Source organism: Microbulbifer aestuariivivens, from assembly GCF_039545115.1.
Classification (GTDB): Bacteria; Pseudomonadota; Gammaproteobacteria; order Pseudomonadales; family Cellvibrionaceae; genus Microbulbifer; species Microbulbifer aestuariivivens.
This window is the reverse complement of sequence record NZ_BAABRT010000018.1, coordinates 1-14995: the sequence shown is the minus strand read 5'-3', so window position 1 is coordinate 14995 and position 14995 is coordinate 1. Positions and strand designations below refer to the sequence as shown.

Here is a 14995-nt window from a genome sequence, read left to right as displayed (position 1 = left end):
TCCCTCAGTGCTGCTTTAAAGGCCGGCGCACCGCGCTCCGGCCGGAAATTTATCAAGCTGCGGATTTTAGCAACTACTGGCGCGAATTGTAGTGGCTTTTCCGGGGAATCCGTCTTGCTGTTATAACAATTTTCGCAGAGCGTATAACTGTTCCAGTGCCTGGCGGGGCGTGAGGTTATCCGGGTCCAGATCCGCGAGGGCCTCGATGGCCGGGTGGGGCGCACTGCCGAACAGGTCCACCTGCATTGGCGAGCCGGCAGCTGCGGGCTGCCCGCCGCGGGTATTCGGCCCTGCGCCGGCATCGCTGGTTACCGGCGATGCTGCGGCCTCAGCGGAAGGCTCAACATGAGCTGATGGCTCTACAGCCTGGGCTGATGGCTCTAGAGTCTGAGCTGATGGCTCTGAGCCTGCTTCCAGCGCCCGCAGTCGCTGCCGTGCCTCTTCTAATACTTCTTTGGGAATGCCGGCGAGTTTGGCTACCTGCAGGCCGTAGCTTTTCGAGGCCGGGCCTTCTTCGATCCGGTGCAGGAAGACAATATCATCACCGTGTTCAGTGGCATTGAGGTGGATATTCGCCGCCTCACTGCAGCGCGTGGGCAGTTCGGTGAGCTCGAAGTAGTGGGTGGCAAACAGTGTGAAAGCCCGCACCTGCTGGGCCAGGAAGTGGGCGCACGCCCAGGCCAGTGAGAGACCGTCGTAGGTGCTGGTGCCGCGACCGATCTCGTCCATCAATACCAGGCTGTGGGCGCTGGCATTGCGCAGGATGTTGGCGGTCTCGGTCATTTCCACCATAAAGGTGGAGCGGCCGCCGGCCAGGTCGTCGGCGCTGCCGATGCGGGTGAAGATGCGGTCCAGCAGGCCAATGCGGGCGCTGTCCGCCGGTACGTAACTGCCCACATGGGCGAGCAGGGCAATCAGCGCGGTCTGGCGCATATAGGTGGACTTACCGCCCATATTTGGGCCGGTGATCACCAGCATGCGGCGGTCGTCACGCAGCGCCACATCGTTGGCCACAAACGGTTCGTCCAGTACCTGCTCAACCACCGGGTGGCGCCCGGCATGAATGTCGAGCCCGGGCTCTTCGCTGAGCGCCGGCCTGCACAGGCGCAGGTGGTCGGCGCGTTCGGCCAGGCCGGTCAGCACGTCCAGTTCGGCAACGCCTGCCGCGGCAGCCTGCAGTTGCGCCAGGGATTCGTTGAGCTGGTCGATCAGCGCCTCATAGAGTGCTTTCTCGCGGGTGAGGGCGCGGCTTTTGGCCGACAGTGCCTTGTCCTCGAATTCCTTCAGTTCCGGGGTGATAAAGCGTTCGGCGTTTTTCAGTGTCTGGCGGCGGATGTATTCGGCTGGAGCCTTGTCGCTCTGGCCGCGGCTGATCTCGATAAAATAGCCGTGCACGCGGTTGTAGCCGACCTTCAGGGTGGGAATACCGCTGCGCTCTTTTTCCCGCTGTTCCAGCTGCACGAGAAAATCACCGGCGTTCTCGCTGATGGCGCGCAGCTCGTCCAGCTCGCTGTCATAGCCCTCGGCAATGACCCCGCCATCGCGAATCACCACCGGCGGGTTGTCCACCAGTGCCCGCTGCAGGAGGGCGCTGGTTTCGGGCCACTCGCCGATCTGTTGGCCGAGATCCGTCAGCAGTTTCGCCTCTGTCTGGCCGAGCAATTGCTGGATCTGCGGGAATTGCGCCAAAGACTGCCCCAGGCGTGCCAGGTCCCGCGGTCGCGCGGAACGCAGGGCGAGGCGGCCCAGAATGCGCTCCATGTCGCCGACGGGTTTCAGCGCTTCGCGCAGGGGCTCGAATTGGTAGTCGCCGATCAGCGCGGCGATCGCATCCTGGCGTTTCTGCAGGGTGGCGAGGTTGCGCAGCGGATTATTGAGCCAGCGGCGCAGCAGGCGGCTGCCCATGGCGGTCTTGCAGGTATCCAGCACCGACAGCAGGGTATTGTCATCGCCGCCACCGAGATTGGTGTCGATTTCCAGGTTGCGCCGGCTGGCGCCGTCCAGCGCCACGGTCTCGTCACTGCTTTCGGTTTGCAGGCTGCGGATATGCGGCAGCTCGGTGCGCTGGGTGTCGCGGGCGTACTGCAGCAAGCAGCCGGCGGCGGTGATGGCCGCCGGCATATGGCTGCAGCCAAAGGCTTCCAGGTTGAGGGTGCCAAACTGCCGGTTCAGCAGGCTGTTGGCGGATTCGAGGTCGAACTCCCAGGGCGCGCGGCGGCGCAGCCCCGGGTGCCGTGCAACCGCAGCCGGCAGCTCGAAGTCCTCTGCCACCAGCAGCTCCGTCGGCGCATGGCGCTGTACCTGTTCCGCAAGGCCATCCAGGCTGCCCACCTCCTGTATCACAAAGCGGCCAGTGGCCAGGTCCAGCAGTGCCAGGCCGAGCTGTTCCCCGAATTGTGCGGTGGCGGCGAGCAGGTTGTCGCGGCGCTCATTCAGCAGCGCCTCGTCGGTTACCGTGCCCGGAGTCACGATGCGCACCACCTTGCGTTCAACCGGCCCCTTGCTGGTGGCGGGGTCGCCGATCTGCTCGCAGATGGCGACGGAAACACCGGCCTTGATCAGCCGTGCCAGATAGCCCTCGGCGGCGTGATAGGGAATACCGGCCATCGGGATCGGCTCGCCGCCGGACTTGCCCCGCGCCGTCAGCGTCACATCCAGCAGTTCCGCAGCCCGCCTGGCGTCATCGTAAAACAGCTCGTAGAAGTCACCCATGCGGTAGAAGACCAGCTCCTGGGGGTGCTGGGCTTTGATGCGCAGGTATTGCTGCATCATCGGGGTGTGCTGGGTATTGCTATCGGTCGTCGCGGTTGGCGGCATGGTTTACTTCTTGCTGTCAGTGGGAGGGGTTTTGCTGCGGTCTCGAAGAAGGCGCTATTCTAGCGATTCTTAGGGGAGAGATTAAGTTGATGAGCACAGAGCCGGCACTGACAGAGCAGATAGCGGAGCGGGCCTTGGCCCTTGGCGAGGAGCTGGAGGCGCGCCACTGGAAAGCCACCACCGCTGAGTCCTGCACCGGTGGCGCGATTGCGGCGGCGATTACTGCCGTGGCGGGGGCATCCAACTGGTTTGATGGCGCGGTGGTGAGCTATGCCAACCGTATTAAACGCAATCTGCTCTCGGTCTCCGAGGAAGATCTGCAAGCGCTGGGCGCGGTCAGCGAGCAGGTGGTGCGCCAGATGGCCAGCGGGGTGCTGGGTGTTATGGATGCCAATGTGGCCGTCGCCGTGAGCGGCATCGCCGGCCCCGATGGCGGCACCGAGGAAAAACCGGTGGGCACTGTCTGGATCGCGCTGGCCCATTCGGAGGGGCAGGAGCCGGTGGATATCGACGCGCGCTGTTTCCATTTTGACGGCGACAGGGCCCAGGTTCAGGGCCACACCGTACTCAAGGCCCTCGACATGATGTTGGCGCTGGTGCGCGAGCATCCGCTATAGCGCTGCAGCGATCGCGCCCAGTGGGTGCGGTGACTACTTGGTTACTGGTTGCTTATACAGTAATCCTTGGTTAAGCTTGCCCGCAATCAACAACGATCAAGTACACGGGAAGGGTCATGGATTCCAACAAAGACAAGGCACTACAGGCGGCGCTGTCACAGATCGAGCGTCAGTTCGGCAAGGGTACCGTCATGCGCATGGGGGACAAGGAGCGCGAGCGTATTCCCGCAATCTCCACCGGCTCCCTGGGTCTCGATGTGGCCCTCGGCATCGGCGGTCTGCCCCGTGGCCGTATTGTTGAAATCTATGGTCCGGAATCCTCCGGTAAAACCACCCTGACCCTGCAGGTGATTGCCGAGGCCCAGCGCAAGGGCGGCACCTGTGCCTTCGTTGACGCCGAACACGCGCTGGACCCGATCTATGCCGAAAAGCTCGGCGTCAATGTCGATGAACTGATTGTTTCCCAGCCGGATACCGGCGAGCAGGCCCTGGAAGTGGCCGACATGCTGGTGCGCTCCGGCGCCGTGGATGTGCTGGTTGTGGACTCGGTGGCGGCGTTGACCCCCCGTGCTGAGATCGAAGGCGAAATGGGCGACTCCCACGTGGGCCTGCAGGCGCGCCTGATGTCCCAGGCACTGCGCAAACTCACCGGCAATATCAAGAACACCAACACCCTCTGCGTGTTTATCAACCAGATCCGGATGAAGATCGGTGTCATGTTCGGTTCTCCCGAAACCACCACCGGCGGTAATGCCCTCAAATTCTACTCCTCCGTGCGCCTGGATATCCGCCGTATCGGCTCGGTGAAAGAGGGCGATGAAGTAGTGGGCAACGAGACCCGCGTGAAGGTGGTCAAGAACAAGGTGGCACCACCTTTCAAGCAGACCGAATTCCAGATTATGTATGGCCAGGGCATCAACCTGCTGGGCGAGATCGTCGACTACGGCGTCAAACTGGGCCTGATTGACAAGGCCGGTGCCTGGTATAGCTATAAGGGTGACAAAATTGGCCAGGGCAAGGCCAATGCGGTGAAGTTCCTCAAAGAGAACCAGGGCATACGCGATGAGATCGAAGGCCAGCTGCGCGCACAGCTGCTGGGCGATCTGGTCCCCCCCGCTCCCCAGCAGGTGGAAGAGATTTCGGAAGACTAAGTGTTTTCCGAAAACTCCCCGGCTCAGGCGCTCTTCGGTGCGGCGCTTGAGCTGCTTTCCCGCCGCGAGCACTCCCGCCGTGAACTGCGGGAGAAGCTCGGCGGCAAATTCCCCGACGCCGATTTCGATACCCTCTTCCTGCGCCTGCAGGAACTCAATTATCAGTCTGACCAGCGTTTTGCCGAAGTGTTTGCCCGCTCCCGCGTCCAACGGGGCCAGGGTCCGCTGCGCATTCGTCGTGAACTCCAGCAGCGGGGCGTTGGCGCCGACCTGATTGAAAACGCCCTGTGCGGACTCCACGAAGACTGGTTCCAGCTGGCAACAGAACTCCTGCAGCGCAAATTTCGCGCGCCGGTCAATCGCGCCTTGCCGCGGGAGCAGCAGTTGAAGGAGCGCGCCCGCCGTCAGCGCTACCTGGCCTATCGCGGCTTTCCCTCGGATGCCATTCACTGGGCGCTGGACGCCGCCGACTCCGACTTATACTCTCAGTCGTAACCAACTCTGTACCGGCAGCGGGGAAGAGTGTCATGGCCAGCCTGTGCACATCCCCGCCGTGGCCGTCAGCGATGCGCGCAACTCGCGCAACAGAAGAACAAACTCATACTGAACAAGAATAATGATGAGTAGCGAGAGGTCTCCATGATCCTGTCCATCGACCAGGGTACAACCGGCACTACGGCCTTTGTTTTTGATGGCGAGGGTAATCTTCTCGGCCGCAGTTATTCCGAATTCCCCCAGCACTACCCTCAGCCGGGCTGGGTGGAGCACTGCGCGGAGGAAATCTGGGCGGTGACACAGAAGGTGAGCGCGGCGGCCCTTGAGCGGGCTGCCGTCTCGCCGGCGGAGCTCGCGGCCATCGGCATCACCAATCAGCGCGAAACCACGGTGCTCTGGGACCGGCAGACCGGAGAGCCGGTCCACCCGGCCATCGTGTGGCAGTGCCGCCGTTCGGCGGATATCTGCAAGGCACACGAGCGCGCTGGCCACACCGACTGGCTGCGCCAGAAAAGCGGGCTGCTTCTGGATGCTTATTTTTCCGCCAGCAAACTCCAGTGGCTGTTTGAACAGTCCCCCCAGCTGGCAGCCCGCGCCCGCGCCGGCGAACTCTGTTTCGGCACCATCGACAGCTGGCTTATCTGGAAAATGAGTGGTGGCCGCGCCCATCTCACCGATCACACCAATGCCAGCCGCACGCTGTTATATGACCTGTCCACCGGGGATTGGGATCGTGAGCTTCTGGCGCTGTTTGGCTGCCCGGCGCAGATACTGCCGCAGATTCGCCCGTCAGCGGGCCACTTTACCGATACGGATCCGCTGGCTTTCCTGGGAATCTCCGCGCCAATTACCGGCGTGGCTGGCGATCAGCAGGCTGCGCTGTTCGGTCAGGGGTGCACACGGCCGGGGCTGATCAAAAATACCTACGGAACCGGCTGTTTTATGCTGGCCTATGCCGGTGACGAGCGCCCCGATGCGCCGCCGGGCCTCCTGACCACCGTGGCCTGCAGTCCCGATGGCTCCCCGGCTTTCGCCCTTGAGGGCGCAGTATTCAATGCCGGCTCGGCGGTACAGTGGCTGCGCGATGAGCTGGGCTTGATCCGCGACGCGGAGGAAACGGAAGTTATTGCCCGTCGTGTGCCGGATACCGGCGGTGTCTACCTGGTGCCCGCGTTCAGCGGCCTCGGCGCCCCTCACTGGGATCCCGCAGCCCGGGGAACCATCTGTGGACTCAGCCGCGGCAGCGGCAAAGCGGAACTGGTGCGCGCCACGCTGGAATCCATCGCCTACCAGAGCAACGAGCTGGCAGCGCTGATGGCTGAGGCATTGGGGGTTCCGCTCACCTGCCTGCGCGTCGATGGTGGTGCCAGTGCCAATAATTTCCTGATGCAGTTTCAGTCCGATATTTCCGCTGTACGCGTGGAGCGTCCGCGGCAGGTGGAGTCGACGGCCATTGGCGCAGCCCTGCTGGCGGGCATTGGTGCCGGGTTGTGGGCGCCGGGCAAGCGACCCGAATCCCTGCAGGAAATAGAGCGCGACTTTGTGCCGAGCATGACCACGGAGCGCAGAGACGAACTGATCGGTGGCTGGCAGCGCGCGGTGAGATCCTGCCGCGCTTTCTGAGTGATCGAGCCTATCCTCAGTTCAAGATTGAACCGGAGGCGAGAGTATGACGGTAGCGGAGGAGTTGCAGGCCACCATCGCAGACCTGGTGGATGGGCGCCGCGGCGTGTTGGCCGCGGACGAGAGCGCGGGCACCATCGCCAAACGCTTTCAGGCAGTGGGGGTGGATTCCACTGAGGAACATCGACGCTCCTACCGCAGCCTGCTGCTCGGCACCGAGGGGCTGGGACAATATATCAGCGGCGTCATCCTGTTTGAGGAAACCCTCGCGCAGCGGGATAACAGCGGCACGCCTTTGCCGGAGCTGGCGGCCCGTGCGGGCATGGTGCCGGGGATCAAAGTCGACAAGGGCAAGGGACCGCTGCCCGGTGCACCGGGAGATATGATCACCTACGGGCTGGATGGCCTGGCGGAGCGGTTGCGAGGCTATAAGGAGCAGGGGGCGAGGTTCGCCAAGTGGCGTGAAGTGTATCCAGTCAGCCCTGTGAACCCCACGCCGCTGGGGTTGACCGCCAATGCGGAAATGCTTGCCCGCTATGCGGCGGTTTGCCAGTCCTGTGGTGTTGTGCCGATTGTAGAGCCGGAAGTGCTGATGGATGGCAACCAAGGCATCGAGCGCAGTGCCCAAGTCAATGAGCAGGTGTGGGAGACTGTGTTCCACGCGCTGCACCGTCATGGCGTGGTGCTGGAATACATACTGCTGAAGCCGAGTATGGTGACTCCGGGCAGTGAGTGTGCCAAGGCGCCTCCCCAGCAGGTGGCTGAGTACACTTTGCGCTCGCTGTGCCGGGCGGTGCCTGCAGCGGTGCCCAGCATTAATTTTCTGTCGGGCGGGCAGGGTCCGGAGGAGGCCACAGCCAATCTCAACGCTCTCAACCAGCTCTGGCAAGCACCCTGGCAGTTGAGCTTTTCCTATGGCCGTGCATTGCAGCAGCCGGTGCTGCACTGCTGGGCCGGTGATGACAGCCGGGCAACCCTGGCCCAGGCAGCCCTGCGCAAGCGTGCGCGCTTGAATCACCTGGCAATGCTGGGTGAATACAGCGAGGGACTGGAGTCGATGGAGGCTGGGGATCTGCCGGGAGGGGATGCAGGCGGCGCGGATTAGAGCCAGCTGTCGCTAGACGATAACGAAATAACAAGACAGCAACATAACAACAATACAACAGCAACGATGAGGGAGGGGGTAGAAATGCAGTTTCTTTCCCGCGGAGATCAGCTGCACTTCCGCCGCTGGTGGGTGGAAGGTGCCAGAGGCACACTGGTAATCTCACATGGACTGGGTGAGCACAGCGGCCGCTATCGCCGGCTGGCACAGGCGCTCAACCGCTGTGGCTTCAGTGTGTACGCGCTCGATCATCTGGGGCACGGCCTTTCGGTCGGCCAGCGCGGTCATGTGGATGACTTTGCCCGCTACAGTACCCACCTGCACGATTTTGTGCGCCTAGTGCGCCGCGATAACCCGGGGCCTGTGCATCTGCTCGGTCACAGTATGGGCGGACTTATTGCCTGTGGCTGTGTCTACCGCTTCGGAGATGTGGATAGCCTGCTGCTGTCGGCGCCGGCCTTTCGCGGCAGTGCCGAACCCTCCGGGCTTGAGCTGGGGCTGATCAAGACGCTGGGGCGCTGGCTGCCGGCGCTGCCTCTGCCCAATCGGGTAAAACCCCCGCTGCTCAGCCACGATAGCCGCGCCGTCGATGCTTATCTGCAAGACCCGCTGGTGCACCGGCGCATAACCCCTTCCTGGTTTCTGGCGTTCCTGCGCGAGCGGGAGGAGCTTCTGGCCGCCGCGGCGGAGATCCACACTCCATGCCTGCTTCTACTGCCAATGGGGGACCGGATTGTGGACAGTACAGCCTCGGAGCAGTTTTTCAAGGCGCTGGCAAGCCGGGATAAAAGTCTTCTTGCCTATGCCGACGCCTACCACGAGCTGCTCAATGAACCCGGTGACGGCGATGAGGCTCTTAGCCAGATTCTGCAGCATTTGCAGCGCTTCGACGCCAGTGCTTCTGCACACCCGCAGGCGATTGGCGAGGCCTGACTCGCCGCGGGTGCTGCTTGTCGTGAAACCGGCGCATATCCGTTGTAACATACGCGGTCATTTTGGGCCGCTGTGGCCATTTTGTGGAGTTGTGGTGCATGGACAAGAAACTGCTCAGCCTGCTGGTCTGTCCGGTCAGCAAGGCGCCGCTGGAGTATAAGGAAGAAGCCCAGGAGCTGGTGTGCCGGGCCAGTGGCCTCGCCTATCCCATTCGGGATGGCATCCCCGTGATGCTGGAATCCGAAGCCCGACAGTTGACCGCCGAGGAAAAACTGGAGAAATAAGCCGTGTCCGAGCCCAGTGTCTTTAGCCGTATCATTGCGGGAGAAATAGAGGCCGACAGGGTGTTCGAGGATGACCATTGCATCGTGATCCGGGACCGGGCGCCGCAGGCGCCGACCCACCTGCTGATCATCCCCCGCAAGCCGCTGGTCAACCTTCTCGATGCCGGGGCGGAGGACAAGCCTCTTCTCGGCCACCTGCTATGGGTGGCCGCGGAACTTGGACGCGAGCTGGGACTCGATGGCTATCGCCTGGTCATGAACAATGGCCGCGATGCCGGGCAGACAGTTTTCCATATGCATATCCACCTGCTCGCCAATCGCGAGATGCGCGAGCAGGAGCTGGCTGATACAGGGCCGGGCTGATTCGGAATCGGCCGGTTACGTCCCCGTCCGCCGGCTATTACTTTTCAACGATTCAATTAACGAGCTGGAATTACGCTGGATGAAAAGCGCAGAGATACGCGAAGCCTTCTTGAATTACTTTGCCGAGCAGGGTCACACCGTGGTGCCCTCCAGTTCGCTGGTGCCTGGCAACGACCCCACGCTGTTATTCACCAATGCCGGGATGGTGCAGTTCAAAGAGGCCTTCCTGGGGCAGGAAGAGCGCCCCTACTCGCGGGCGACAAGTTCCCAGCGCTGTGTGCGGGCGGGTGGCAAGCACAACGATCTGGAGAACGTGGGCTATACCGCGCGCCACCACACCTTTTTTGAAATGCTGGGCAATTTCAGCTTTGGCGACTATTTCAAGCGTGAAGCCATTCAGTTTGCCTGGACTTTTCTCACCAAGGTGCTGAACCTGCCGGAAGAGCGCCTGTGGGTGACGGTCCATATCAGCGATGACGAGGCGGCGGATATCTGGCTGAAGGAGATGGGGGTGAGCGCCGAGCGCTTCTCCCGCTTGGATGAAGACAACTTCTGGCAGATGGGCGACACCGGGCCCTGTGGCCCCAGCTCCGAGATCTTTTACGATCACGGCGCCGACGTGCCCGGTGGGCCGCCCGGTTCCGACAATGACGATCTGGATCGTTACATCGAAATCTGGAACCTGGTGTTTATGCAGTTTGAGCGCTCCGCCGATGGTGAGCTGCATCCGCTGCCCAAGCCCTCGGTGGATACCGGCATGGGGCTCGAGCGTATTGCCGCGGTCATGCAGGGGGTGCACTCCAACTATGAAATCGACCTGTTTCAGGCGCTGCTGAAGGCGGCCGGGAACGTGGTCGGCTGCGCGGATCTCGAGAATAAATCCCTGCGGGTGATCGCCGATCATATCCGCTCCTGTTCCTTCCTGATTGCCGACGGCGTTATGCCGTCCAACGAGGGGCGGGGCTTTGTGCTGCGCCGTATCATTCGCCGCGCTGTGCGCCATGGTCACAAACTCGGACACAAGGAGATTTTCTTCTATCGCCTGGTCGAGGCACTGGTGGCGCAGATGGGCGCAGCCTACCCGGAATTGCGGGAGAAGCAGTCCGTGATCGAGACGGCCCTGCGCAAGGAAGAAGAGCAGTTTGCCAAGACCCTCGACAAGGGAATGGCACTGCTTGAAGACGCGCTCCAGTCCCTGCAGGGCAGCGAGATTCCCGGTGAGCTGGTATTCACCCTGCACGATACCTATGGCTTCCCCACCGACCTGACGCAGGATATTGCCCGTGAGCGCGGTTTGTCTCTTGATATGGGCGGCTACGAGGCGGCCATGGAAGCCCAGCGCCAGCGCGCCCGGGCCGCCGGCAAGTTCAAGCAGGATTACAGTGGCGCTCTCGACCTGGTGGGCAGTACTGAATTTCTCGGCTATGAGGCCACCAAATCCAGCGGCAAAGTGCTCGCCATCGTTAAGGACGGTGAGCAGGTTGACCGCCTCGAAGAAGGGGAAGAGGGCGCTGTGGTACTGGACCGCACGCCTTTCTATGCCGAGTCCGGTGGCCAGGTCGGCGACTGTGGCTATCTGCAGCAGGACGGCGGCCGTTTCGAGGTGGCGGATTGTACCAAGCAGGGTGGTCACCACCTGCACAGCGGCAAAATGCTGCAAGGTGCCCTGGCGGTGGGTGACACCGTCGAGGCGGAAGTGGCGGCGGAGGTTAGGCAGTCCACGGCCCTCAACCACTCGGCCACCCACCTGCTGCACGCGGCCCTGCGCAAGGTTTTGGGCGAGCATGTGAGCCAGAAGGGCTCGCTGGTGGACTCCGAGCGGCTGCGCTTCGACTTCTCTCACCCTGAAGCGGTGACCACCAAGCAGCTGCACGCGATCGAAGCCCTGGTTAATGGACAGATACGCGCCAACACACCGGTACAGACCGAAGAAACCGATATCGAGACCGCCAAGCGCAAGGGCGCCATGGCCCTGTTTGGCGAGAAATATGGCGACACAGTGCGAGTGTTGTCCATGGGCCGTGAGGAGGATGGTGATGCCTTCTCCGTTGAATTGTGCGGCGGCACTCACGTGGCTCGCACCGGCGATATCGGCCTTCTGCGCATTGTCGGCGAGAGCGGTATCGCCTCCGGTCAGCGCCGAATAGAAGCGGTAACCGGCGCTCACGCGCTGGCAATGTTTGACGAGGCGCAGCAGCGCCTGGAGCATGTGTCCGCACTGCTGAAAACGCGCCCGGATATCCTCGCGGACAAGGTTGAGCAGCTGATCGCCAACAACCGCAAACTGGAAAAAGAAATCGCCCAGATCAAAACCAAGCTGGCCAGTGGCGCAGGTGGAGATCTGTCGGCGCAGGCGGTGGATGTGGCGGGGGTTAAACTCCTGGCGGTTTCAGTGGAAGGCGCTGATGCCAAATCCCTGCGTGATCTGGCGGATCAAATGAAAAACAAGCTGGGTTCTGGTGTGGTCCTGCTCGCCGCTCCCGCCGACGAGAAAGTGGCTCTGGTGGCGGCGGTCACCAAGGATCTCACCGGCCGTGTCGCCGCCGGCGACCTGATGCGTTTTGCAGCGGGCAAGTTGGGCGGCAAAGGCGGTGGCCGGGCAGACATGGCCCAGGGTGGCGGCACCGACGTGGCTGCCCTGCCTGCGATGCTTGCCGAAGTGCCTGCCTGGGTTGAGAGTCAGCTTAACTAGTTAATTTGGGTCAAATTGGCAGATAATGCTGTGCGCTAAGTTGATTTCACCGGATTTTGGTGATTTAGTGCGCGGCTTGCGCCGATCAGGCCGTCGCAGAAGCTGCCCTGGCTTCAGCTTTTGCGGCAGGCCGGCCTGCATCCAGTCCAGCCCCATTGTTGTACCTCGGCGGTGGCGGGCTGGTTCTCGCCGATTTTTCGGCAATCTGGATTCATTGCGGCGCGGCATCCGACCGTGTTGGCAGTAAGGAAACACATAATTCCATGAGTTTGTTCGTTCAGAAATACGGCGGTACCTCCGTGGGTTCCATCGAGCGAATCGAGGCCGTCGCAGACAAGGTGGCCTCGTTTCGGGCCAAGGGCCACGATATGGTGGTTGTACTCTCCGCCATGAGTGGTGAGACCAATCGCCTCATTGAGCTCGCCCATCAGATCCAGGAGCGCCCGGACCCTCGCGAGATGGATGTTCTGGTTTCCACGGGAGAGCAGGTGACCATCGCGCTGCTGAGCATGGCGCTGAAGAAGCGCGGCTATGATGCCTGCTCGTACACCGGTGGCCAGGTCAGGATTCTTACCGACAACGCCCATACCAAGGCGCGTATCCAGCAGATTGATGTTGAGCGCATGCGTCGGGATCTGGATGCTGGCCGAGTTGTCGTCGTGGCTGGATTTCAGGGGGTGGATGAACAGGGCAACATCACTACTCTGGGCCGTGGCGGTTCCGACACCACCGGCGTCGCCCTGGCGGCGGCACTGGATGCCACCGAATGCCAGATCTACACCGACGTGGATGGCGTCTACACCACCGACCCCCGGGTGGTCGACAGCGCTCGCCGGCTTGACCGGATTACTTTCGAAGAGATGCTGGAGATGGCCAGCCTCGGTTCCAAAGTGCTGCAGATTCGTGCGGTCGAGTTTGCCGGTAAATACAAAGTACCCCTGCGGGTGCTCTCTACCTTCGAGGATGGTGAGGGCACACTGATCAGTCTGGATGAGGAAGACAACGAGATGGAGCAACCAGTCGTTTCCGGTATCGCATTCAACCGCGATGAGGCAAAGCTGACTATTCGTGGCGTGCCAGACAACCCCGGGGTGGCGTGCCGGATTCTTGCGCCGGTTGGTGCTGAAAATATCGAAGTGGATGTGATCGTGCAGAATATCAGCGCGGTGGATGGCACCACGGACTTTACCTTTACCGTACATCGCAATGATCTCAACAAGGCCCGTGAAGTGCTGCAGCGGGTTGCCGACGAGCTGGGCGCGCGGGAAGTCATCGCTGATGACAAGATCGCTAAAGTCTCTATTGTCGGCGTGGGCATGCGCTCTCATGCCAATGTAGCGAGCCGCATGTTCAACGCGCTGGGTGAGGACAACATCAATATTCAGATGATCACCACTTCTGAAATCAAGATTTCAGTAATCATTGATGAGCGATATCTGGAGCTTGCTGTGCGCGCTTTGCACAGTGAGTTCGAGCTATCCGAAGCGGGACGGGCAGAGCCCACACAGTAGAATCTATAACCAGAAACAAGGTAAGCGCGGTCCGGTCATAGCGATTTGGTCATTTGGCGTAGAGTCCGACCTATTGAGATTTTGATCCACTGGGCAATAATGAATAGGGAGAAGGGCAGTTTCGACCTTTTTGCGCCGCCATCCGGTTATGATGACAAATAGCGCAGTCATGGGATTGCTCCACTGCGCTCTCACAGGATGACCAAGGAGAAGTAGCCAATGTTGATTTTGACCCGCCGGATTGGCGAGACGCTGATGGTAGGTGACAACGTCACTGTGACCGTGCTCGGCGTTAAGGGCAATCAGGTTCGAATCGGCGTCAATGCGCCCAAGGAAGTTGCGGTGCATCGGGAGGAAATCTACCAGCGTATTCAGCGCGAAAAGCAATCTACCGATGGCAGCGAGGGCGAATAGCCGCCGCTAACCAGAGGTGACTGTAGAAAAGGCCGGCTTGTCCGGCCTTTTCTGGTTTTAAGCGGAGCAAAAAGGATCGCTCTGGCCTTGAGCAAGATTTGAGCGGCGGCTTAGAAAAAGCCAAAAAGTTATTGATTCCCCATTGATTTTTGTCTGGCCGTTGGTATGATGCCGCTCACTTTCGGAGGCGCCAATACAGCTTTCCCGGAAGTGCGGCAGCAGAAATCCTGTTGCTTAGCAGAACAAGGTGAGATGGCCGAGTGGCTGAAGGCGCGCCCCTGCTAAGGGCGTATGGGTTAACACTCATCGAGGGTTCGAATCCCTCTCTCACCGCCATATCAAAACACCCTCTCTCGAGAGGGTGTTTTTTTGCCCGCAAGCCAGCATCGCTGGCCAGGGCGGGCAATGCAAGCGCTTGGTAATTTAATTACAGAAAGTGCTTGTCAGTGTCGAAGAGGTCGATATAATGCGCGCCACTTCGAAGGAGTCCCAACCGGCTCCGCCCGGTCTCCCGCGAGGCCGTATCATGCTGCTAAGCGGCGTGAATCAGTATCGGAAGGCGCGCCTTGTAGCATCGCCTCCGGCACTGAAAAAAGCCTCAAAAAAAGGCTTGTCGCGGAGAGGCGGTTCGCTATAATGCGCGCCCCTCACGAGCTACCGGAAGCGGTGGTTCGGGGTTTCGGAAAGCTCTTTAGTAGAGTGCTCCGAAAGCCAAAAAGGCTGCAAAAAAGCACTTGCTTCAGCAGCCCGGATGTGTAGAATACGCGTCCCGCAGTTAGGGCCTAGCGCTCAACTGAGTTGTTTAAAAAATCGATCAAGCAATGCGTGTGGGTGCTTACGGAGCGATGAATCGATACACCTGACTTCGGTCAGGAAATGATTTATCGGAAGTAAGTAACTCGACAATTCAAATCGAATTACGTTTTATTCCGAGCAAGACTTAAGTCTGGTGGGAAGCTTAGCTTCCGTGAGCACCGGGCGACTCTTTAA

General features: G+C 60.9%; 12 protein-coding genes and 1 tRNA gene. 12 read left to right on the top strand and 1 reads right to left on the bottom strand.

Features of this window, described 5'->3' with window-relative positions:
- Positions 1–120: 120 nt before the first annotated feature.
- Complete coding sequence (gene mutS / locus ABEA58_RS11020) at positions 121–2817, bottom strand: DNA mismatch repair protein MutS (RefSeq protein ID WP_345551480.1); 2697 nt, start codon at positions 2815–2817, stop codon at positions 121–123.
- An 89-nt stretch (positions 2818–2906) separates the two neighbouring features.
- On the opposite strand from mutS, the gene ABEA58_RS11015 reads away from it, so the two are divergent.
- From ABEA58_RS11015 to ABEA58_RS10960, 12 genes are all read left to right on the top strand, one after another.
- Positions 2907–3434: a CinA family protein gene (locus ABEA58_RS11015; RefSeq protein ID WP_345551478.1), complete on the top strand. Its 528-nt coding sequence runs from the start codon at positions 2907–2909 to the stop codon at positions 3432–3434.
- Between the two features lie 116 nt (positions 3435–3550).
- A complete protein-coding gene (gene recA, locus ABEA58_RS11010; protein ID WP_345551476.1) occupies positions 3551–4585 on the top strand; it encodes a recombinase RecA in 1035 nt (344 codons plus the stop codon).
- The gene (locus tag ABEA58_RS11005) at positions 4586–5080 is read left to right on the top strand and encodes a regulatory protein RecX (RefSeq protein ID WP_345551474.1); all 495 of its coding nucleotides are present in this window, start codon (positions 4586–4588) and stop codon (positions 5078–5080) included. It abuts the gene before it with no gap.
- A gap of 144 nt (positions 5081–5224) precedes the next feature.
- Entirely contained in the window at positions 5225–6703 is a 1479-nt protein-coding gene (glpK, locus tag ABEA58_RS11000) for a glycerol kinase GlpK (protein ID WP_345551473.1), read from the top strand.
- Positions 6704–6749: 46 nt separating this feature from the next.
- Positions 6750–7808: a class I fructose-bisphosphate aldolase gene (locus ABEA58_RS10995; protein WP_345551471.1), complete on the top strand. Its 1059-nt coding sequence runs from the start codon at positions 6750–6752 to the stop codon at positions 7806–7808.
- A gap of 84 nt (positions 7809–7892) precedes the next feature.
- The gene (locus ABEA58_RS10990; protein WP_345551469.1) at positions 7893–8741 is read left to right on the top strand and encodes an alpha/beta hydrolase; all 849 of its coding nucleotides are present in this window, start codon (positions 7893–7895) and stop codon (positions 8739–8741) included.
- Between the two features lie 98 nt (positions 8742–8839).
- Positions 8840–9025: a Trm112 family protein gene (locus ABEA58_RS10985; protein WP_345551467.1), complete on the top strand. Its 186-nt coding sequence runs from the start codon at positions 8840–8842 to the stop codon at positions 9023–9025.
- A gap of 3 nt (positions 9026–9028) precedes the next feature.
- Complete coding sequence (locus ABEA58_RS10980) at positions 9029–9388, top strand: histidine triad nucleotide-binding protein (RefSeq protein WP_345551465.1); 360 nt, start codon at positions 9029–9031, stop codon at positions 9386–9388.
- A 79-nt stretch (positions 9389–9467) separates the two neighbouring features.
- A complete protein-coding gene (gene alaS, locus ABEA58_RS10975; RefSeq protein ID WP_345551463.1) occupies positions 9468–12080 on the top strand; it encodes an alanine--tRNA ligase in 2613 nt (870 codons plus the stop codon).
- Between the two features lie 263 nt (positions 12081–12343).
- The gene (locus ABEA58_RS10970) at positions 12344–13591 is read left to right on the top strand and encodes an aspartate kinase (protein ID WP_345551461.1); all 1248 of its coding nucleotides are present in this window, start codon (positions 12344–12346) and stop codon (positions 13589–13591) included.
- A 219-nt stretch (positions 13592–13810) separates the two neighbouring features.
- Positions 13811–14005: a carbon storage regulator CsrA gene (gene csrA / locus ABEA58_RS10965; protein WP_345551459.1), complete on the top strand. Its 195-nt coding sequence runs from the start codon at positions 13811–13813 to the stop codon at positions 14003–14005.
- A 246-nt stretch (positions 14006–14251) separates the two neighbouring features.
- Positions 14252–14341, top strand: a tRNA-Ser gene (locus tag ABEA58_RS10960).
- Positions 14342–14995 lie beyond the last annotated feature (654 nt).